Raw genomic sequence first — 20788 nt, 5'->3', positions numbered from 1 at the left:
GGTTACCTCGTAATTTCTTTCATTTTTGCCGCATATTGTTGTGCGACTTTTGTCACTTCCTCAAAATCTCCATGAGCTGCTGGAGCCAACAAGTTCCCACCAACACCAACAGTGATCACGCCTGCCTCAAACCATTCTTGCATGTTTTCTAAACTGACCCCACCAGTAGGCATGATATTGACATGGGGCATCGGCGCTTTGAATGCAGAGATGATACTTGGACCGAAAGCACTTCCAGGAAATAGTTTGACGATGTCTACGCCACTTTTTAGCGCTGTTTTGATTTCATCGATCGTCATACATCCTGGTAAATAAGGGATTTGGTATAAATTGCATAGTTCTGCGGTTTCCTGATCAAAACAGGGGCTGACGATATACTCAGCACCTGCTAAAATCGCTAAACGCGCAGTAATAGCATCCAACACTGTCCCTGCACCGATCACCACATCCTGTTGGTCTTTGTAGGTTTCTACTAGTTCTTTAATTACTCGATCTGCTTGTGGCACGGTGAAAGTCAACTCAATGCCAGTTAGTCCGCCTTTGATAATCGCGTGACAAGCATTCAGTGCTTCTTCATTTGTTGCTCCTCGTACGACTGCAATAACTCCCGCTTGTTTCAAACGAGATAAGATATCCATTTTTTTCATCTTCCCACCCATTTCTTATTTGGAAATTATAGTTTACAATAAAGAAATTTACATCTTCATTATACGGCAGGAATAAAAAAACGCAAACGCTTTTTAGCTTTTTTCAAAAGTTTTTTCGATTTCTTCTTTCGTTTGCAGGATCGTTTGAATGATTTGAGCCTTGCTTTCTTCACTTAATCGGTATTTCGGCATACTGACACTAAACGCTCCAACCACCTGGTTCTCATGAACTAAAGAGGTACCGATGCAAAAAATGTCTTTTTCGACTTCTTCATCATCGAAGGCGATTTTTGTTTGTTTAACTTGCTGGATCTCTTTTTTTAGTTTTAAAGAATTGGTAATTGTATATTCAGTGAAGGGGACCAGAGGACATTGTTCGATATACTGTTGATATTGCTCTTCCGTAAAATGCGCCAAGACGGCTTTCCCCATTGCTGAACTATATAAAGGTCTCGTGATACCGATTTTTGAAGACATACGGATCGTTTGATTTTTAGGGTCCAACTTATTGACATAGAGAATCTCGTTGTTGTCTAAAATACCTAGATGAATGGTTTCATCAATTGTTTGTTGTAGTTTTTCCAAAAATGGCAAAGTACGTTCAACTAGATCGATTTGATCGATATTTTTGTTTGCATATCGGACCAGTTTCCCACCTAAACGATAATTTTTTTCTTGATTTTTATTTACATAACCAATCATGGATAACGTATCTAAAATTTTTAATGCAGTAGATGACGTCATGTCGATACCTTTTGCAATTTCTTGTAATGAAGCATCTGGATGCTCTGCTAGATAATCTAAAATATGCGAAGCTTTGATTAAAACGGTCCCATAAGGTTTTTTATTTTCCATATTCCACTCTCCTATTTCTATATAGGAAATTATATCGGAAAGAACGATAATTTAAAAGGGATCTTTGTTTTCTTCTTCATAATGCGTATAATGAACAAACGCTCCTGCCAGATCTTTTTTCAAAAATTCTTTGGGAGTTACGCCAAATTCGGTTTTGAATGCGCGTAAATAGTGAGGATAAGAAGCGAAACCACATTTACTATAAACGGAACTTGAGTTGCCGTACTCTCTTAATAGTTGTTTTGAATAAAGTAGTTTTTTCTTCATCACGTATTGATGAAAGGTAAAACCAGTATGTTTTTTGAATTCGCGAGTCACGTGATATTTACTGATGAAAAATTCTTTTTCCATTTGTTTGAGTGAGAGGGGTTCACTCAAATTCTCTGCGACAAATTGGAGCATTTTTTCTAACCGTTCATTTGGTACAGTGAAATTTTCTTCCGAAATATGTTCTTCGATCTGTACCATACGGTTGAGAAAAATCAAATATTCGACTAGCGCTTGTTCATAACGAATATCTGCACCATAATCTTTTCGATCCAACGTTTGGTCGATAAAAGAAAGTTTTTCTTTTAGTACTTGTGGTTCAATATGTAATATCCGGCTTCGGCGTTCACCAATCGGCCAAAAACAGGCGGATAGATTGGACCACTTGGTGGAACGACTCTCTAAGAATGCAGGGGTGATAAACATGTAGACACGCTCGAATACATCAGTTGATTGACGAACGATCCGATGCAGATCTCTTGAATGGATCAATAAAACATTTCCTGATTGGATCGTAAACTGACGACCATCTAAATAAAAAATGGCTTCTCCTTCCAAAGTGGCATGGATCTCATAGAAATCATGATGATGATAGACCGTTTTATTTTGACTAACGATATCTTTCACGTGATAAATCTCATATTGATCAGAAATCATCGTATTGACTTCTTTTCCATTGATGTGTTTTTTCTCCATGCCTATCTCCCCTTTCGCATTGCTCAATAATGAGCAAATGCACATTCCTGCGTTTTCTTATCCAGTAACGTGACTCAGTATCGAGACAGCGTGCTTTAGCGCATCGTCTTTTGTTTCTTCTAAAACGATATAAAGATACGGACGATGCTCCTGCGCGATTGTTACGATGGCTTCGTAATCAATCAGTCCCGTACCTAAATCAGCCGGGATAATCTTCCCTTCATCAGAAACGAGGTAGTCTTTTAGATGTAATCCGCAAATTTTTTCTCCAAAACGTTCAAAGGCTTCTTCAACTAATCCAACTTGTTGGTGATGATTTTCTGCAGTGATCAAATTCGTTGGATCTAAAATGATACCCAGATAATCCGAATCGATTGTTTCAATTAACTCTGCTACGCGATCAAGCGAATACAAAGGATGATTCAACCCTGGTTCGATACCGACCATCATTCGATATTTTTCGCCAGCTCGCACTAACTGGCGAATCGCTTCAACGATTTGTGAAAAGGCCTCCTCCGAAAAGTTCTTCTCTGTATAACCTGCTTCACTCACGCTCCCCGTCTCGGTTGCGACCATCGTCGCCCCGAAGCTTGCAGCATATTGGAGATATCTTTCAAATTGACGAAGCACCGTTTCACGAACAAATAGATCAGGATGGATCATGTTGATATAACAGCTTAAGATACCGACACTTATGCCTTCTTTTGCGAGAATATTTTTCATATATTGCCCCATTCCAGCATTGATGGCTTGTCCATCTGATGGAAGTGTAGGAAATGAACGACTTAATGCCAATTGTAGCGTAGAAATTTTTTGTTGAGTCACTTTTTTTGCTAAATCATCCACGGTTTGTACATGGCTCAAGTCATGCCCTCTGGCGACTAGGTTTAATTTCATCATGGTTTCTCCTTTATCCTAATAGATCCGGTAACCACATCACGATTTTGGGGAAATACGTAATCAACAATAAAACTGTTAATATGACACCGTAAAATGGTAACAGCGGCTTCAACATCGCTTCTGCTTTAACTCCACCAACACTCGCTCCTACATATAGTCCGGTACCTACTGGTGGGGTAATGGAACCGACACAAAGATTCATGATCGAAAATAAGCCATAGTGGACTGGATCGACACCAACACTTGTCGCGATCGGCAAGAAAATCGGTGTAAAAATCAAAATCGCTGGCGCGACATCCATAAACATCCCAACAAGTAACAAAATGATATTGATCAATAATAAAATAATGAAGCGATTATCAGTGACTCCAATGATCAGACTGCTGATTGCTTGAGGTATCCCAGTAAATGCCATAGCGAATGACATCATGGAAGACGTCGCTAATAAAAACATGATCGTTCCCGACATCGCCACGGATTGTACCAACATCTTTGGTATATCTTGTAGTTTCACTGTCTTGTAGAAGAACATGGAGATCAATAAAGAATACAATACCGCAATCGCAGATGCTTCGATAGCTGTGAAGAATCCTGTTAAAATACCACCAATGATGATAACGATCAAAGCTAAACTTGGGATTGCTTCTTTTAACACTTTTCCGACTTGCTTCCCTTGTCCTTTTGGTACTGTCGGATATTTATTTTTCTTCGCCACTACAAATGCAACGAGCATGATTCCTAACGACCACAAAGCTCCCACTAAATAGCCACCCATAAATAGAGCTGAGATCGAAGCGCCTCCGGCAACTAAAGAATACATGATAAATGCTGTACTTGGTGGGATCACCATCCCTGTAGGTGCCGAAGCCATATTGACTGCTGTCGCAAATTTACGATCGTACCCTTCTTCGACTTGTTGCGGAATCAGCACGCCCCCAATCGCTGTCGAAGTAGCAATCGCCGAACTGGAGATTGAGCCGAACAATGCGTTTCCTAAAACATTCGTATGGGCCAAAGACCCAGGGATCCGACCAACAAACAACATAGCAAAATCAACTAATTTTTTAGCAATCCCACCATGGTTCATAATGATTCCTGAAAAAACGAAAAATGGAATGGCAATCAATGAGAAACTATTGATACTCCCGACCATTTTTTGCGCAGAACTAAACGCTGCGACATCAAAGGGAATCACTAATAACAACGTGAGCATCGATGAAAAAGCGATACTGATTGCAATGGGCATTCCAACAATCAATAAAAAGACAAAAACAAAAAATAAAATTGCACCTGCTTCTAAAGCCATCAAATTCCTCCTATCCCTTTTCCTGAACGACAGACTTCCTATTCATTGCTTCAATCAAATTGATCAAACTGTAGATAATGATCAAAACACCTGAGACCGGCACCGATAAATAGACATAGCCCATCGGAATCCCTAATGAAGGGGAAATTTGCCCCATCGTCAATGTCACAGCATTCCAACCACCATAAACCATGATCGTGATTGCAAAAGCCAGAAAAAGACACTGAACGACGATCTCCAATACATTCGCTTTCTTACCAGTCAGTTTCTCACTTAACAGTGTAACTGCTAAGTGCCCTTTTTGACCCACTACATAAGCGGAAGATAGCATCGCAAACCAGACTAATCCAAAACGCACTAATTCTTCTGTTACAGTATTTGGATTACCCAAAATCGTTCGCGAGAATACTTGCCACAAGACAATGATGATCATACCGATCAACAGACATGCTCCTAGAAATTCTAACAGCCGACTGATTCCTTTTTTCATCGATTACACCCCTTCTTCTTGGATCATTCGGTAAAGCGTCTGAAAATCCGGATGATTTTTGAATTCGTCATGCAACGGTGCGACTGCTTCACGAAATGGCGTATTGTCCACTTCATTGAACTGGACGCCATATTCTTCCGTTGCCACTCTTTTTTCTTCTTCGATTGCTTGAGCGAATGCTTCGATTTCAAAAATCGTTGATGCTTTCGCCGCTTCTTCGATTGCTTGTTGTTGCTCAGCAGTCAAACGTTCTTTGATCGCATCGTTCATGATGATGATATCCGGCACTCGTGTATGCTCATCATAGGAATAATACTTGGCTACACCACCATGCCCGGCTGTATACAAAACAAATTCATTGTTCTCTGATCCGTTGATCAAGTTTGACTGTAGCGAAGTATATACTTCGTCACTGCCCATCGGCACAGGTGATCCACCTAGTAGTTCCACCATTCTAATGGCCGTTTCACTTTGCATCACGCGGATTTTTTTCCCTTTTAGATCATCCGGTGTGTGGATCGGGCCATCGACCATATAAAAACTACGTTGCCCTGAATCATAATAGGTGAGACCAGAAAAACCTAAATCTGTCGTTGATTGATAAATGGGTGGCATGATCTCTTCGTTCTCCATGACATTGAAGAAATGTTGCTCATCATTGAACAAGTAAGGAACTGAAAAAATCGAATAGACTTTAGAGAAACTTTCTAACGCAGAAGCACTGACTTTCGTAAAATCAATCGCACCTGATTGAGTCAGTTCGATCAATTCACGTTCTCCCCCCAATTGACCATCAGGAAAATATTTTACTTTGACTGAGCCAGCTGTTTTTTCTTCTACTAACTCTCCGAATTTATTCATTGCATCAATGACTGGCTGACTATTACTGGCATAAGCAAAACGTAAAGTGATTGTTGCTTCTTCCTCTGCATTTGCGACAACACCAACACTTGACTGACTACTACAACCACTCAAACCGATGATTCCCAGTAAACAAAAAGCAAAAGCAAGTGTTTTTTTCATTTTTTTCTCCTTTCTATCAACAATACGACACAAGTAATTCTGTCAGACATAATACAAGTAACGATTGGCCATAAGGCATCGCTGTCTTGCCAATCGTACGGTAAAACTCTAAATCATCGCCCATCCCTGTACCTACCGAAACATTTTGAACTTCGCCAGTTTCATCTACTTGCTCAAGCAACCCTTGGATCGCACGATAGGCGGTTTCTAAATATTTCTTTGGCAAGTAGCGCTCATGCACTGCTTTTAAAATACCGTAAGCAAAACCTGCTGTCGCAGATGATTCTAAGTATGAGGTTGGATCATCGATCAAGGTATGCCATAAGCCACTTTCTGATTGCTGATCTGCTAAGGTTTGCACTTGGGCTTCTAGCGTTTCTATTAATAATTTACGGAAAGCATCTCCTTCTTTTAGTTCCAGAATCGCGATGATTTCAGGAATCGCAATCGTCAACCAACAATTTCCCCTTCCCCAAAATGCTTCCGCATAATTATGATTACCTTCAAAGGTCCACCCGTGGTACCAAAGACCTGTACATTTATCCATCAAATATTTGATGTGGATCATAAATTGGTATCTGGCTTCCTCTAGGTATTCTGGACGATCTAGGAGCTTACCGATTTTGGCTAATGGCAAAACCGTCATCATCAAGGTGTCATCCCACAATTGATTCTTATTTTCCGGTCCATATGTAGCGTGCTGTAATCCGTCTTCCTCTGTCCGAGGCATATCATTCATGACCCATTCCGCCCATTGCTTCAAGTAAGGCAAGTAGCGTGTATCACCTGTCTCCTCATATAAATACGCCATCGTGAGGATTGGTGCCATCGTATTGACGTTCTTCGGCGGTGCGCCTTCTTGCATCCGTGCTTCAAACCATTCCTTCACCACTTCCGCCGCACGAGGATTTTTAGTCAACTGATAATTTTTATAGATACCGTATAGCCCTACACCTTGTGGCCAGTTCCAAATAGACCAACTTTTGTCATCCACCTTTAACCCATCAAAATCCAATAAAAATTCACCTGAATCATCGTTGATCGTCGTCAAATTCTCCACTAATCGGTCAATCGTTCCTTCTACAACTTCTTTCTGTACAAATAGTTCCTCTTTAATAATCAATTTCCCCTCTCCTTTTTAAACGCTTTCATTCTATGCTGTTAATATATCAGTAAACGCTTTCTCAATAAATAGCATCATTTGAACAAAAACTATCTAAAATTGACATAACGAGATTATTAATGGGTTTTCTGTAAAAAAGAGCCCTATCAAAAGAAAAACCATGACGCCTACCGCTCGTCATGGCTTCAAAATCAACCGTTTATAAAAATGTATACACCATAAAAAATGGCAAACATGCAAGTAAAGGAAACCAAAAGTAGTTCTTACGAAAACCCAACTCGCTATTTTCCTGATTCGCTCGCATGCGATCCCCTGAAACTGCTGTGCCAGAAAGTGCAATTCCGATCAAAAGTAACCCAATGCCAATGTTACGTAAGATTTCTCGTTCCAAAAGAAAGGATAGTCCAAGAGAAACGACACACGCAATCAACAAAGTAACAATATATTTCTTCAAGATCTCATCTCCTTTTTTATAGAAAAATAGTAGCATAGCATATTCATCAAAATACCTATTATTCGAGTTATCTAATACTTCTTTTTTTAGATATTAGAAAAAAAAGCTACGACATTTTTCTCTTCTAACAACATATTGAGCGATTCTACAAGAATTATTTCCGGAAATTCTTCTGGTGTATCGCTTGATAGACATTATCTTAAAAAGAAAAAACAACGAACCAAGTGAGAAGATTCTCTCATGCTTGATTCGTTGTTGGGACAACTTTTAGTTATGAATTACGCATTATATGCGTCGATAATGATTTGTTTCAACTCACTGATCAATGGTTCTTTTGGATTGGCTGTTGTACATTGATCTTCATACGCTAATTCAGCCATGCGATCAACTGTTGTGTCTAATGTTTCTTGCGTCACGCCTTGCGCTCTCAAGCTCATGTCGATACCAACAGATTTTCCTAAGTCGCTAACAGCTGTTGCCAATGCTTCTACAAGCTCTGCTGTTGTTTTCCCTTTCAAACCTAAGAACTTCGCGATATCCGCGTAGTCTGTATCCGCACGGAAGTAGTCATATTTAGGGAACATCGCATGTTTTTGTGGATCTTTCGCATTATAGCGGATGATATGCGGCAATAGGATCGCATTTGTACGTCCATGAGGGATACCGTATTCTCCACCGATTTTATGCGCAACTGAGTGACAAATTCCTAAGAAGGCATTGGCAAAGGCCATACCAGCCATTGTTGACGCATTATGCATTTTTTCGCGTGATTCCATATCTGGTGTTTTCACTGATTTTTCCAAGTAGTCAAAGACTAATTTGATTGCTTGTAAACTCAACCCACGAGTGTAATCAGAAGCCATCACAGAGACATAAGATTCGATAGCATGTGTCAGTACATCCATACCTGTATCCGCTGTAACAGAAGCGGGAACTGACATCACAAATTGTGGATCAACGATTGCCACATCTGGTGTCAATGCGTAGTCAGCTAATGGATATTTCACATGTGTTTCGCTATCTGTGATTACTGCGAATGGTGTCACTTCTGAACCAGTTCCTGATGTTGTTGGGATACATACAAACTGTGTTTTTTCAGGTTTGTCGATTTTATACGTACGTTTACGGATATCTAAGAATTTTTGTTTTGCGCCAAAGAATGAAGTATCTGGGTGCTCATAGAACATCCACATGCCTTTCGCCGCATCCATTGCTGATCCGCCCCCAAGAGCGATCACTGTATCTGGTTTGAAGTCCGCCATCATTTTTGTACCAGCGTAAACTGTATTTGTTGAAGGGTTTGGTTCAACATCTGAAAAGATCTCGATTTTCACATCATTTTTACGACGTGCTAATACTTCTCTTACAGTGTCACAGTAGCCGAATTGGACCATACCTGGGTCACAAACGATCATGACACGTTCAACGTTTTCCATTTTTTCCAAGTAAAGCAAAGAATTCTTTTCAAAAAAGATTTTTGGTGGTAATTTGAACCATTGCATGTTATTTCTCCGTTTCGCTACAGTTTTGACGTTGATTAAGTTGACTGCTGATACGTTTCTTGAAACAGAATTCTTTCCGTATGAACCACAACCTAGTGTCAATGATGGAATCATTTCGTTGTAGATATTTCCGATTCCGCCTTCTGCTGATGGTGTGTTGACTAAGATACGGCAAGCTTTCATGCGTAGTCCAAATTGAACATGCAACTCTTCGTTTTCTGAATGGATGACAGCTGTATGCCCTAATCCACCAAGGTTCAACATTCCTTCACATAATTCGAAAGCATGTTCTGTACTGTTTGATTTGACCATTGCTAAAACCGGTGAAAGTTTCTCACGTGAAAGTGGATAATCAGGCCCTACGCCTTCTAATTCTGCCACTAATAATTTGGTTCCTTCTGGTACATTGATCCCTGCTAATTTTGCAATATCCATTGCTGAATGTCCCACGATTGCAGGATTTACAGCGTATTTACCTTCATTCATGACAGCATCTTCTAATTTTGAAAGCTCTGCTGGTTTGACGAAGTACACTTGGTGAGCTTGGAATTCTGCTTTTACGGCTGCATAGATTTCTTTATCTACGATGACTGCTTGCTCAGAAGCACAAATCATGCCGTTATCGAATGTTTTTGATACGATCAAGTCATTCACTGCACGTTTTACTTTTGCTGTTTTTTCGATATATGCAGGAACGTTACCCGGTCCAACACCTAAAGCTGGTTTACCAGTTGAATAAGCGGATTTTACCATGCCTGCGCCACCAGTTGCTAATACGATTGCAATTCCTGGGTGGTTCATCAACATTGAAGTCGCATCGATCGATGGATGCTCGATCCATTGGATACAGTTTTCTGGCGCACCTGCTGCGATGGCTGCATCACGAACGACTCTTGCTGCCTCAGCGGAACATTTTTGAGCGCTTGGATGGAAAGCAAAAACGATTGGGTTTCTGGTTTTCAAAGCGATCATTGATTTAAAGATTGTTGTTGAAGTTGGGTTTGTTGTTGGTGTTACGCCACAAACGACGCCGACTGGTTCAGCAATCTCAATCAATCCTTTTTGAGTGTCTTCATTGATTACTCCGACAGTTTTGTCATATTTGATACTGTTCCAAATATATTCTGAAGCATACATATTTTTGATTGCTTTATCTTCATAGATGCCACGGCCAGTTTCTTCGACAGCCATTTTTGCTAGAGGCATGTGCTGATCTAATGCAGCCATTGCCATTTCATGCACAATGTGATCTACTTTTTCTTGATCAAAACTTTCCATTTCTTTCAACGCAACATTTGCTTTTGTCGCTAAATCGTCGATCATCGCTTGTACATCAACAGTTTTTGTCTCTTCTTTTTCCATTATTTTAGCCATTATGTTCCTCCTACTGAGTCATGGTTATTTGTTAATTATTTCACATACACATCATACAACACTTTTTTTTCGATGTAAATACTTTTTTGTGATTTTTTTCACAGTTATATTTTTCTTTAGAAACAGTCCGTTCCACAAGAGAGATTATCGAGTGACCGCTCCATAATGGCAGATGTGATTTATTTAGCAAAGTCACACAAAAAAGACTGATCGCCTTCTTATCTCTATACGAGATAGGAATGACGACAGTCTTTTTGATAAAGAATGATCGAACTCCGTATACATTTAGCCCACGCGTGGCAAACAACCGGTGTCTATAATTCTTTTTCTTCTTTTTTCTCTTCAGGTGTTTCTGGAACTTCAACAGTTTCAATTACTTCTGGTTCTGTCGGTTCTTCTACTGGTGCGATTGGTGTGCTTGTCATCGCGCCTGTACCTGGTTTTACCGTTTTGATGGCTGCTCGATCGTATTCTAAAAAGATCCCTTCGCAGTCTAAAACAACTGTACGATTTGTCTCGTCGATTTCTGAGACTACGCCATGAAGTCCACCGATCGTGACTACTTCATCGCCAGCTTTCATACTATCAAGCAAGTTTTGACGTTCTTGTTGTTGTTTCTTTTGTGTACGTGACATAAAGAACCACATCCCTAATAGGGCAACGAACATCACTAACATTGGTAATGAACCCATTTTTTTCACCTCACTAACTAAATATCTACACTAAACACTTTAGCAGAAAAAGGCGCTAGAAACTAGTTTTTTAACTAAATTTCACAAATCCTGCTAGAAACTTTTTGCGTTTTCTTTATTGAACCCATACTCTTCGAAAAAGGCTGCACGAAACTCTAATAAGTTATCATCCATAATCGCTTGTCGAACTTGTTTCATCAAGTTTAATAAGAAGTATAGATTGTGATAAGACGTTAAACGGATGCCAAATGTTTCATCACATTTGATCAAGTGACGAATATATGCTCTCGTATAATTTTTACAAGTATAGCAATCACATTTTTCATCGATTGGACGGAAGTCCCGGGCATATTGCGCATTTTTTACGACTAATCGTCCTTGCGATGTCATACATGTTCCGTTACGAGCGATTCGGGTTGGTAGAACACAGTCGAACATATCGACTCCACGAATCACGCCATCAATCAATGAATCCGCAGCTCCTACCCCCATCAAATAACGTGGCTTATGATCTGGGATCAATGGCGTCGTAAATTCTAAGACACGGTTCATCTCAGCTTTTGGTTCACCGACAGATAAACCTCCGATGGAATACCCAGGGAAATCCATACTGATTAAGTCTTTCGCACTTTGTTTACGTAAATCTTCAAAACCAGCTCCTTGGATGATACCAAATAATCCTTGACGATCTGGATTCGCATGAGCTTTCAATCCACGTTCTGCCCAACGAGAAGTTCGTTCAACTGATTTTTTCACATAATCATAGCTCTCATCAAATGGAGGACATTCATCAAAACTCATCATGATATCAGAACCTAATTTATTTTGGATGTTGATGGCTTTTTCAGGAGACAAGAACATTTTTGAGCCGTTCAAGTGGTTTTTGAAATGCACACCTTCTTCAACGATGTTACGCATATCACTTAATGAGAAGACTTGAAATCCACCAGAATCAGTTAAAATCGGCTGGTCCCAATTCATAAATTTATGCAAGCCACCTGCTTCTTCGACCAAATCTTCTCCAGGACGAAGCCATAAATGATAGGTATTACTCAAAATCACGCCTGCACCCATTTCTTTTAGTTCTTCCGGCGACATAGTTTTAACGGTAGCTAGTGTACCCACAGGCATAAACATCGGCGTTGGAAAAGTTCCATGGGGAGTAATCAATTCACCAAGGCGGGCGCCTGTATGTTTTTCTTTTTTTATTAAACGATAACGAATGGCAGGTTCTGTCATTCAATTCCCTACTTTCTTTTATAGAATCGCGTTTGCAACTCCCACCATCATAATCTTTTCAACTACTTTTTGCAAGAGCTTCTCTTTTTTTATAGTTCTTTTTAACCTGCTTTTTTTGCGAACCTTTCAATAATGAAAGAGTAATCCCTGAGCTAATTCGGCCCTTCTTTGATATACTAAGGGTATCAAAAAAAGGAGTGAAGTGTATGGTATCTTCTGGGGAACTAAAAAAACAAGCAAAAGATAGCTTAAAGGGACGCTGGGGGCAAGCAATTTTGTTGAATCTGATTCCAACATTGATCACAATTGCTATTATTCTTATTTTAGCTTTGCCTACCGCTTTACTGATTGCATCGATGCAAGACAGTAGTTCAATACAAGAAATGGTGAATGGCTCAAGTAGCAGTAGTTCAGGTGGAGGGATCGTTTCTACGATCATCAGTGCATTATTCATGAGTGGGATTTCTTGGACCTATTTAGACATTATCCGTGGGAAACGAACAACGATCGAACCATTCAAAGATGCTTTCCGAGGTTTTTCAGGCGTATTCTTCGGTGGCGTTCTATTGTTAGCACTAGTGACAACAATTTTCACTACGTTATGGGCATTGCTTTTAGTCATTCCTGGGATCATCAAAGGGTATGCCTATTCTCAAAGTTATTTCATTTACTATGATGTCGTAACAGAAACAGGTGAAAAACCAAAAATCCTTGATACGATTACAGCAAGCCGTAAATTGATGGATGGCTACAAAGGAAAATTATTCTGGTTAGACTTATCGTTTATCGGATGGCACATCTTAGCAATTGCCACAGTCGGTATCGGTTATCTATGGTTGAATCCATACATCACTGCAACTAAAGCTGCTTTTTACGAACAATTACCAAAACAAGTTTAACCAGCTTTTTCACCATAATAAAAAGGATTGGAAAATTTCCAATCCTTTTTTGGTGTTTATTTTTTTACATTTCAGATTCTGGTGCTTCTACTGTCTCTTCCTCATCTGGCAATTGGTGGAACTTGATCAATTCATTGACCCCAATCGGTATGAGCGACAAGATTCCTACTAAGAACCAATGATTCAAACTAATATGAACTAACCCAAATAATTCTTGCGTGAATGGTAATAAAGCGACTGCTGACGTGATAAGAAGGGAAAGAATCGCCATTTCCACTAACGATTTATTCGTTGCTAAGTTCACTTTGAAAATCGATTGACTACTACGAACATTAAAGACATGAATGATCGAAGAGTAAGCCAATACTAGAAATGCAACGGTTTGGCCAACTTCTTGACTAGCATCAACCCAAGGGCTGATCGTATCGACGAAGCTTCCTAAGTAGTAACCAAATAAAGTGACTACCGTAAATATTCCTGCATTGATGGCAATTTTCTTCATTAGACCACGAGCGAAAATTCCTTCATTTTTAGGAATTGGTGCTTCATTCATGATCCCTTCCTCTGCTGGTTCTCTTCCTAGAGCGAAACCAGGTAGTCCATCAGCAACAACGTTTACGAACAACAGTTGAACGGCTGTAAATGGTGCCCCCCAACCAACTAACATCGCAATCAATACGATAAAAATCTCAGAGATATTACAGCTTAATAAGAAGTTGATCGCTTTTCGAATATTTTGATAAACGGAACGTCCTTGGCTAACTGCATCTACGATCGTAGCGAAGTTGTCATCGGTCAAAATCATGTCAGCGGCACTTTGCGCTACATCTGTACCGGTGATCCCCATCGCACATCCAACGTCACTCGCTTTCAATGCTGGCGCATCGTTCACACCATCACCTGTCATTGCGACCACAGCACCTGTTCGTTGCCATGATTTGACGATTCGGATTTTATCTTCTGGGGTTACGCGAGCATAAACGGATAAATCTTTTACTCGATCATCCAACTCTTCATCAGATAACGCACGGAGTTCCGCACCTGAAAGAGCTTCGTTACTATTGGTCAAAATTCCCAATTCTTTGGCAATCGCACTGGCAGTGACGACATGATCCCCAGTGATCATCACTGTTTTGATACCAGCTTTTTTCGCACGCTTGATAGCACCTTTACTTTCAGGACGCGGCGGATCGATCATACCGATCAAGCCAATCAAACGTAGATCTTTTTCTAAAGCTTCTGAAGTGATTTCTTGTGGTTTTTCGTCATACGTTCGATAACCTACTGCAATTACACGTAAGGCACGTTTCCCAAAACGGTCGTTGACCACTTCTGCTTGTTCAACGTCTCCAGACGTAAATTTTGGTGCTAAGACATCAAATGCGCCTTTAGTGATAGAGATATACTTATCACCCATTTTATGGACAGTCGTCATCATTTTTCGATCAGAGTCGAATGGAAGTTCGTCAACCCTTGGGTATTTTTCTTCTAATTCTTCTTTTGTATGATAGTTTTCCTCAACTGCACGTACAATTGCTGCTTCCGTTGGATTACCTTTGACGATCAATTCATCGTCCTCTTTTTCAACCGTCACATCTGTACATAATGCAGCCATTTTTAAAATTTCCATCGCGCTATTTGTCATTGAATCTTCGACATCTGTTACCTCATCTTCTTTACTCCACACACGACGTACGCGCATCCGGTTTTGTGTCAGTGTACCGGTTTTATCCGAACAGATGACATTCGCAGTACCGAGCGTTTCAACAGCTGGCAGCTGACGAATAATCGCATGTTTTTTCGCCATTTTCTGTACACCATAAGCAAGTGTCAATGTAACGATAACAGTTAATGTTTCTGGTACTGCGGCAACAGCTAAGGAAATCGAAGTCATGAACATTTCAAGTAACGGTTCCCCTTGAAGTTCACCAATCAAAAAGACTAAGGCAGCAGCTGCTAATGCAATCACACTGATTCGCTTCCCTAATTGATTCAAACGGACTTGTAGTGGTGTTTTCTGCATTGTATGGTCATTTAATAATCCGGCGATTTTTCCCATTTCGGTCTGCATACCAATCGCTGTGACGATCGCTTTCCCACGACCAGCAGCAACGGTACAACCTTTAAAGACCATGTTCAATTGGTCACCGAGAGAGTCATCTTCTTGACTTATGTAACCTGCGTCTTTTTCGACAGCCTCACTTTCACCGGTTAGAGCTGATTCTTCTACACGTAATTGTGATGTTTCAACTAAGCGAGCATCCGCAGCAATCGCTGATCCTGCTTCTAATACCAGCACATCCCCGACAACTAGATTCTCAGCATCTACTTTTTCTACTTTACCATCTCTGAGGACCGTAGCGGTTTGTTTATTCATATCTTGTAGGGATTCTAATGCTTTTTCTGCATTTCCTTCTTGAACAATCGCTAGAACTGAATTGATGATAACAATCGCAATGATCAAGAGTCCTTCGAACAGGTCTCCATGTTCAGTTGCAAATGCGGTGTAAAATGAAATGACTGCGGCAACTAACAAAACAATCGTGGTGAAATCTGAAAGACTTCGTATAAATTTTTTGAAGAGTGATTCTTTGGGGGCTTCTTCGAATTGATTTTTGCCTTGTTTTTGACTTCTTTCTTTTGCTTCAGTCATCGACAAGCCTTGATCTATATCTACTTTTGTTTCTTCTGCTATTTCTTCTATTGTTTTTTTGTAACTATCCATCCTATACCTCCTTTAAAAATCATACGTTATGTATAACGCACTATTTTAGTATAACATCATTTTTTTAATTAATTCAACTATATCGCATATATACATATGAAGAGAAATATTTTAAAATAATCAATACATATCAATTGCAAACGCTACCAAAACGTGGTATGATTTAACCATAAGGAAGGAGGAAAAGACAAATAGATAGAAGAATTTCTCGATAGAGTAGTATAAGCAAACAAAGTTGTTAGAAGTACAAGTTTCACCTTAACGAGCATGTGAAGTAACCATTATAAATAGCGAATGCGTATGATTGTTTGAAACGAAAATCGTTCAAAAAAAGAAGTAGTGGGATACGTAACAATTAAATAACATGAACATCTGAAAATTGAATAGGAACAAGAGATGATTCAACTGTTGAAGATGTAAAGAAAACAAGATTTTTTGTTTATCAAGAAGAAATTCAACACCGTACTTTGCATGTTCTATGGAAAGTTACACTAATTCTATTTATTTGTTTCCTTCCGAAGCACAAAAGCCCCGACTAATCGAGAGTCGGGGTCTTTTTTATCTTAAAAAGTTACTTTACAAACATCGCATCTCCAAAACTGAAGAAACGGTAACGTTCATCGATGGCATGTTGATAAGCTGATAATGTTAATTCTCTACCAGCAAACGCACTGACTAGCATCACTAAAGTGGATTTTGGCAAATGGAAATTCGTAGAAAAAGCTTCAACTACTTTGAACTCATACCCTGGCGTAATAAAGATATCAGTCCAACCACTATCTGCTTTGATCTCCCCATCAAATTTCGTACCAATCGTTTCTAATGTGCGGATTGAAGTCGTTCCTACTGCCACGATTTTCCCGCCATTTTGGCGAACTTGATTCAAACGAGTAGCAGCTTCTTCGGTCAAACGATAAAATTCACTGTGCATTTCATGCTCTTCGATTTTATCGACACTCACTGGACGGAAGGTTCCTAGACCGACATGCAGTGTCAAATACACAAGCTCCACGCCTTTTGCTTTGATTTCATCTAATAATTCTGTCGTGAAATGTAAGCCAGCAGTTGGTGCAGCTGCTGAGCCATTCTCTTCTGCATAGACAGTTTGATAGCGATCTGGATCTTCTAAACGTTCTTTGATATAAGGCGGTAACGGCATTTCGCCAAGCGCTTCTAGATTCTCTAAGAAAATCCCCTCATAGGCAAACTCAATGATTCGTCCACCATGATCCAGCTCTTCTTTCACAACTGCTTTTAAACGGCCGTCACCAAAAATGATCTCTGTCCCTACTTTGGCACGTTTGGCTGGTTTGATCAGTGTCTCCCACGTGTCACCTTCTGTATTGGTCAAAAGCAATACTTCTAAGTGGGCACCCGTCTCTACTTTTTCACCGTATAAGCGCGCAGGCAATACGCGTGTATTATTCATCACTAACGCATCACCAGGATTTAATTCCTCAATGATTTCATGGAAATGTTTATCCATCATCCCACCTGTCTTACGGTCAACTACAAGTAATCGGGAATGATCCCGGTCTTTTAATGGTGTTTGGGCAATCAGTTCTTCGGGTAACTCAAAATCGAAATCTTCTGTTGTTAACATATCGTCACTCACTTTCTCTGTTTGGCCCTTTTATTTTACCATTTTATGCCGACAATGCCAAAAAGCAAAAATCTTATCCTTCCATTCATTTATGATTGGTTGCGTTATCTTTTCAGCTATATTTTATTTATAATTTCAAAAAACGCCTACTAGTCTAGTTATTTGTATAGTAAATAAATCATCAAATTTGTATTCCTTAGTTATTTTAGGCATACTATTATAAGAACATTCTTTATGGAAAAGAAAAGAAGAGGTGCAATGATGATCGAATTTCAGAATGTATCAAAAATTTATAAAGGTGGAAAAGTCGCGGTCGAGAACGTCAATATTTCTTTTGAAAAAGGCGAATTCATCTGTTTTATCGGTACAAGTGGTAGCGGAAAAACCACTACGATGCGAATGCTTAACCGCATGACGGACCCGACAGAAGGTCAGATTTTGATTGATGGAAAGTCGATCCAAGAAATCAATCCCGTTGAACTCCGACGACAAATCGGCTATGTGATTCAAAGTATCGGTTTGATGCCTCACATGACGATCCGGGAAAATATCACTCTTGTCCAAAAATTATTGAAGGTCAGCCAAGAAGAACGGAACAAAACAGCAGATAAAATGATCGACCTGGTGGAACTTCCTCGTGAAATGCTTGATCGTTACCCACATGAATTATCTGGTGGTCAACAGCAGCGTATCGGTGTCGTTCGCGCGTTAGCGGCGAATCAAGACATCATTTTGATGGATGAACCTTTTGGAGCATTAGACCCTATCACAAGAGATTCCTTACAAGATTTAGTCAAGGATCTGCAAGAACGTCTAGGAAAAACCATCGTCTTCGTGACACATGATATGGATGAAGCAATCAAATTATCCAGTCGTATCGCGATCATGAGTGAAGGTAGAGTCATTCAATTTGATACGCCACAAAATATTTTACGCCACCCTGCCAATGAATTTGTCGAAGAATTGATCGGTGAAGATCGCTTACTTCAAGCCAAACCAGATACCACAAAAGTAGGCGAAGTCATGCTGAACCAAGCCATCACGATCACGCCAGAAAAATCATTGCAAGAAGCCATCAAATTGATGCGTGAAAAACGCGTCGATACGCTTTTAGTGACGGATAATTCAAATACCTTAAAAGGATTTATCGATGTTGAAACAATCGATAAGAAACGTGGAAAAGTCTCGAGTGTTGGCGATATCTTGAACAAGGATGTTTTTTATGTAAAACAATCTGCTTATTTACGTGATACCTTACAACGAATCTTAAAACGTGGTTTAAAATATGTGCCAGTAGTTGATGAACAAAATAAAGTCGTTGGTATTTTAACTCGAGCCTCTCTTGTCGACATCGTCTATGACGTGATCTGGGGCGAAGAACCATCGCTTACTGATGCAATTGGTACGCCATCTGAAACAAAGGAGGTTTAACCAATGGCCGAATTTTTTCAACAACATGGCGCTGAGATCCTCTCAAAAAGTCTCGAACATCTCTATATTTCAGCAATTGCATTGGTCATCGGGATTGCCGTTGCTGTTCCTTTAGGTGTTCTTTTGACGCGTTTTCCTAAAGTCGCAACGATTGTTATTGGACTGACCAGTGCGTTACAAACAGTCCCTTCTCTTGCCCTATTAGCACTTATGATTCCTTTATTCGGTGTCGGTAAATTGCCTGCAATCATTGCCCTATTTATCTATTCCCTTTTACCTATTTTAAGAAATACCTATATTGGGATGAAAAATGTGGATTGGAATTACCGCGATGTCGCAAAAGGCATGGGAATGACAAATATCCAATCGATTTTTTCTGTCGAATTGCCGATCGCTATGCCGACGATCATGGCAGGTATCCGGTTAGCAGCAGTCTATGTGATTGCATGGGCAACCCTCGCCTCTTACATCGGCGCAGGCGGGCTAGGCGATTTGATTTTTAGCGGTTTGAATAATTATCAACCCGATTTGATTTTCGCTGGAACGATCCCTGTAACGATCTTAGCATTGCTTGCAGATTTCTTATTAGGACTATTGGAGAATCGGTTAACTCCGATCGCATTGAGGGAGGAGAATGACGAATGAAACGAATCAGAAATAGTGTCGTTCTCGTATTGACCGTCTTATTACTTGCAAGTTGCTCCTTCCCAGGATTGGCAAGTAATACTGATGAAGATACGATTTCTATCACCGGTGGGATCACTTCTGAAGCTCAGATCATTGCCAGTATCGTTGCTGGGATGGTTGAACACTATACGGAAAAAAATACGACGATCATCAATAACTTAGCAACGACGACGATCAATCATCAAGCAATGATGAACGGCGACGCGTCTATTTCTGCCGCTCGCTATACAGGGACGGATTTGACTACTACCCTTAATTTACCGCCTGAGAAAGATCCTGAAAAAGCATTTGATATCGTAAAACGTGAATTTGAAAAAAGGTATGATCAAACCTGGTTTCCTTCTTATGGGTTCGAGAACACCTACGTTTTTCTTGTTCGCAAAGATACTGCGGAAAAATACAATTTAAAGAAAGTCAGTGACTTGAAAAATGTCGCCGATGAACTTGTCGCTGGAGTGGATACTTCCTGGATCAATCGTAAAGGAGATGGCTATGACGGCTTCAAAGAAACATATGGCTTTTCATTTGATTCCATCTTGCCTATGCAGATCGGTCTAGTCTATGACGCTGTAGAAGCTGGGAGAATGGATATCGTTTTAGGTTATTCGACAGACGGACGTATTGCTAGTTATGATCTAGTCATGCTAGAAGATGACTTGAGTTTTTTCCCACCTTATGACGCTGCACCGGTTGTAGATAATCAACTATTAAAAGATACGCCGGGTTTAGCAGAAGCATTAACAAAATTAAGTAATACGATCAGCACTGAAAAAATGCAACAATTGAACTATGAAGCAGACAATAATTTGGTTGAGCCTTCTGTCGTCGCAGAACGCTTTTTAAAAGAAAACCAATACTTTGGAGGGGAGTGACGA

18 protein-coding genes are annotated in these 20788 nt (G+C 40.0%); 4 read left to right on the top strand and 14 right to left on the bottom strand.

Going from position 1 to position 20788, the window contains the following annotated elements; all coding sequences use genetic code 11:
- Positions 1 to 2: 2 nt before the first annotated feature.
- The 12 genes from ACH0AK_RS01310 to tgt all read right to left on the bottom strand — a co-directional run bounded on the left by ACH0AK_RS01310 (position 3) and on the right by tgt (position 12568).
- On the bottom strand, positions 3 to 647 hold the full coding sequence (locus ACH0AK_RS01310) for a bifunctional 4-hydroxy-2-oxoglutarate aldolase/2-dehydro-3-deoxy-phosphogluconate aldolase (RefSeq protein ID WP_041684164.1): 645 nt from the start codon (positions 645 to 647) through the stop codon (positions 3 to 5).
- Between the two features lie 93 nt (positions 648 to 740).
- On the bottom strand, positions 741 to 1502 hold the full coding sequence (locus tag ACH0AK_RS01305) for an IclR family transcriptional regulator (RefSeq protein WP_010736580.1): 762 nt from the start codon (positions 1500 to 1502) through the stop codon (positions 741 to 743).
- A gap of 51 nt (positions 1503 to 1553) precedes the next feature.
- On the bottom strand, positions 1554 to 2465 hold the full coding sequence (locus ACH0AK_RS01300; protein WP_023518961.1) for an AraC family transcriptional regulator: 912 nt from the start codon (positions 2463 to 2465) through the stop codon (positions 1554 to 1556).
- A 57-nt stretch (positions 2466 to 2522) separates the two neighbouring features.
- On the bottom strand, positions 2523 to 3365 hold the full coding sequence (locus tag ACH0AK_RS01295) for a sugar phosphate isomerase/epimerase family protein (protein ID WP_041684163.1): 843 nt from the start codon (positions 3363 to 3365) through the stop codon (positions 2523 to 2525).
- 10 nt (positions 3366 to 3375) lie between these two features.
- Positions 3376 to 4671 (bottom strand): TRAP transporter large permease, encoded by a 1296-nt coding sequence (locus ACH0AK_RS01290; protein ID WP_499796690.1) that lies wholly within the window; start codon positions 4669 to 4671, stop codon positions 3376 to 3378.
- Between the two features lie 10 nt (positions 4672 to 4681).
- Positions 4682 to 5161 carry a TRAP transporter small permease gene (locus ACH0AK_RS01285; protein WP_010736585.1) on the bottom strand — a complete coding sequence of 160 codons (480 nt, stop codon included), beginning with the start codon at positions 5159 to 5161 and terminating at the stop codon, positions 4682 to 4684.
- 3 nt (positions 5162 to 5164) lie between these two features.
- A complete protein-coding gene (locus ACH0AK_RS01280; RefSeq protein ID WP_010736586.1) occupies positions 5165 to 6184 on the bottom strand; it encodes a TRAP transporter substrate-binding protein in 1020 nt (339 codons plus the stop codon).
- A gap of 16 nt (positions 6185 to 6200) precedes the next feature.
- Complete coding sequence (gene bglB / locus ACH0AK_RS01275; RefSeq protein ID WP_499796689.1) at positions 6201 to 7307, bottom strand: beta-galactosidase BglB; 1107 nt, start codon at positions 7305 to 7307, stop codon at positions 6201 to 6203.
- A 199-nt stretch (positions 7308 to 7506) separates the two neighbouring features.
- Positions 7507 to 7761 carry a hypothetical protein gene (locus ACH0AK_RS01270; protein ID WP_010736588.1) on the bottom strand — a complete coding sequence of 85 codons (255 nt, stop codon included), beginning with the start codon at positions 7759 to 7761 and terminating at the stop codon, positions 7507 to 7509.
- Positions 7762 to 8039: 278 nt separating this feature from the next.
- On the bottom strand, positions 8040 to 10637 hold the full coding sequence (adhE, locus tag ACH0AK_RS01265; protein WP_019722420.1) for a bifunctional acetaldehyde-CoA/alcohol dehydrogenase: 2598 nt from the start codon (positions 10635 to 10637) through the stop codon (positions 8040 to 8042).
- Between the two features lie 314 nt (positions 10638 to 10951).
- Positions 10952 to 11329, bottom strand: a complete 378-nt coding sequence (yajC, locus tag ACH0AK_RS01260; RefSeq protein WP_010736590.1) for a preprotein translocase subunit YajC — start codon at positions 11327 to 11329, stop codon at positions 10952 to 10954.
- Positions 11330 to 11422: 93 nt separating this feature from the next.
- A complete protein-coding gene (tgt, locus tag ACH0AK_RS01255) occupies positions 11423 to 12568 on the bottom strand; it encodes a tRNA guanosine(34) transglycosylase Tgt (protein ID WP_010736591.1) in 1146 nt (381 codons plus the stop codon).
- Positions 12569 to 12774: 206 nt separating this feature from the next.
- Here tgt and ACH0AK_RS01250 point away from each other — a divergent pair, with 206 nt between their 5' ends.
- The gene (locus ACH0AK_RS01250; protein WP_023518956.1) at positions 12775 to 13467 is read left to right on the top strand and encodes a DUF975 family protein; all 693 of its coding nucleotides are present in this window, start codon (positions 12775 to 12777) and stop codon (positions 13465 to 13467) included.
- 64 nt (positions 13468 to 13531) lie between these two features.
- Here ACH0AK_RS01250 and ACH0AK_RS01245 read toward each other — a convergent pair whose 3' ends face one another.
- Both ACH0AK_RS01245 and queA read right to left on the bottom strand, forming a co-directional pair.
- Positions 13532 to 16192 (bottom strand): calcium-translocating P-type ATPase, PMCA-type, encoded by a 2661-nt coding sequence (locus ACH0AK_RS01245; protein WP_010736593.1) that lies wholly within the window; start codon positions 16190 to 16192, stop codon positions 13532 to 13534.
- Positions 16193 to 16763: 571 nt separating this feature from the next.
- Positions 16764 to 17795, bottom strand: a complete 1032-nt coding sequence (queA, locus tag ACH0AK_RS01240) for a tRNA preQ1(34) S-adenosylmethionine ribosyltransferase-isomerase QueA (RefSeq protein WP_023518954.1) — start codon at positions 17793 to 17795, stop codon at positions 16764 to 16766.
- Positions 17796 to 18056: 261 nt separating this feature from the next.
- Between queA and ACH0AK_RS01235 the strand changes: the two genes are divergently transcribed.
- Genes ACH0AK_RS01235 through ACH0AK_RS01225 form a run of 3 tightly spaced genes read left to right on the top strand, consistent with a single transcriptional unit; the run spans position 18057 to position 20785 of the window.
- Positions 18057 to 19226, top strand: coding sequence for a betaine/proline/choline family ABC transporter ATP-binding protein (locus ACH0AK_RS01235; RefSeq protein ID WP_023518953.1), 1170 nt, complete (start codon positions 18057 to 18059; stop codon positions 19224 to 19226).
- 3 nt (positions 19227 to 19229) lie between these two features.
- Positions 19230 to 19871, top strand: coding sequence for an ABC transporter permease (locus ACH0AK_RS01230; protein WP_010736596.1), 642 nt, complete (start codon positions 19230 to 19232; stop codon positions 19869 to 19871).
- Positions 19868 to 20785 (top strand): osmoprotectant ABC transporter substrate-binding protein, encoded by a 918-nt coding sequence (locus ACH0AK_RS01225; protein WP_023518952.1) that lies wholly within the window; start codon positions 19868 to 19870, stop codon positions 20783 to 20785. The genes ACH0AK_RS01230 and ACH0AK_RS01225 overlap by 4 nt, the downstream gene beginning before the upstream one ends.
- Positions 20786 to 20788 lie beyond the last annotated feature (3 nt).

It is taken from the genome of Enterococcus pernyi (assembly GCF_045371165.1).
GTDB classification, from domain to species: domain Bacteria; phylum Bacillota; class Bacilli; order Lactobacillales; family Enterococcaceae; genus Enterococcus_B; species Enterococcus_B pernyi.
The sequence above is the reverse complement of the archived record's forward strand: the minus strand, read 5'-3'. Positions and strand labels throughout refer to the sequence as shown.

Excerpts from the sequence above, each read along its gene's own strand:
- ACH0AK_RS01310 (WP_041684164.1), bottom strand. The coding sequence starts at position 647 with ATGAAAAAAATGGATATCTTATCTCGTTTGAAACAAGCGGGAGTTATT.
- ACH0AK_RS01305 (WP_010736580.1), bottom strand. The coding sequence starts at position 1,502 with ATGGAAAATAAAAAACCTTATGGGACCGTTTTAATCAAAGCTTCGCAT.
- ACH0AK_RS01300 (WP_023518961.1), bottom strand. The coding sequence starts at position 2,465 with ATGGAGAAAAAACACATCAATGGAAAAGAAGTCAATACGATGATTTCT.
- ACH0AK_RS01295 (WP_041684163.1), bottom strand. The coding sequence starts at position 3,365 with ATGATGAAATTAAACCTAGTCGCCAGAGGGCATGACTTGAGCCATGTA.
- ACH0AK_RS01290 (WP_499796690.1), bottom strand. The coding sequence starts at position 4,671 with ATGGCTTTAGAAGCAGGTGCAATTTTATTTTTTGTTTTTGTCTTTTTA.
- ACH0AK_RS01285 (WP_010736585.1), bottom strand. The coding sequence starts at position 5,161 with ATGAAAAAAGGAATCAGTCGGCTGTTAGAATTTCTAGGAGCATGTCTG.
- ACH0AK_RS01280 (WP_010736586.1), bottom strand. The coding sequence starts at position 6,184 with ATGAAAAAAACACTTGCTTTTGCTTTTTGTTTACTGGGAATCATCGGT.
- adhE (WP_019722420.1), bottom strand. The coding sequence starts at position 10,637 with ATGGCTAAAATAATGGAAAAAGAAGAGACAAAAACTGTTGATGTACAA.
- yajC (WP_010736590.1), bottom strand. The coding sequence starts at position 11,329 with ATGGGTTCATTACCAATGTTAGTGATGTTCGTTGCCCTATTAGGGATG.
- tgt (WP_010736591.1), bottom strand. The coding sequence starts at position 12,568 with ATGACAGAACCTGCCATTCGTTATCGTTTAATAAAAAAAGAAAAACAT.
- ACH0AK_RS01250 (WP_023518956.1), top strand. The coding sequence starts at position 12,775 with ATGGTATCTTCTGGGGAACTAAAAAAACAAGCAAAAGATAGCTTAAAG.
- ACH0AK_RS01245 (WP_010736593.1), bottom strand. The coding sequence starts at position 16,192 with ATGGATAGTTACAAAAAAACAATAGAAGAAATAGCAGAAGAAACAAAA.
- queA (WP_023518954.1), bottom strand. The coding sequence starts at position 17,795 with ATGTTAACAACAGAAGATTTCGATTTTGAGTTACCCGAAGAACTGATT.
- ACH0AK_RS01235 (WP_023518953.1), top strand. The coding sequence starts at position 18,057 with ATGATCGAATTTCAGAATGTATCAAAAATTTATAAAGGTGGAAAAGTC.
- ACH0AK_RS01230 (WP_010736596.1), top strand. The coding sequence starts at position 19,230 with ATGGCCGAATTTTTTCAACAACATGGCGCTGAGATCCTCTCAAAAAGT.
- ACH0AK_RS01225 (WP_023518952.1), top strand. The coding sequence starts at position 19,868 with ATGAAACGAATCAGAAATAGTGTCGTTCTCGTATTGACCGTCTTATTA.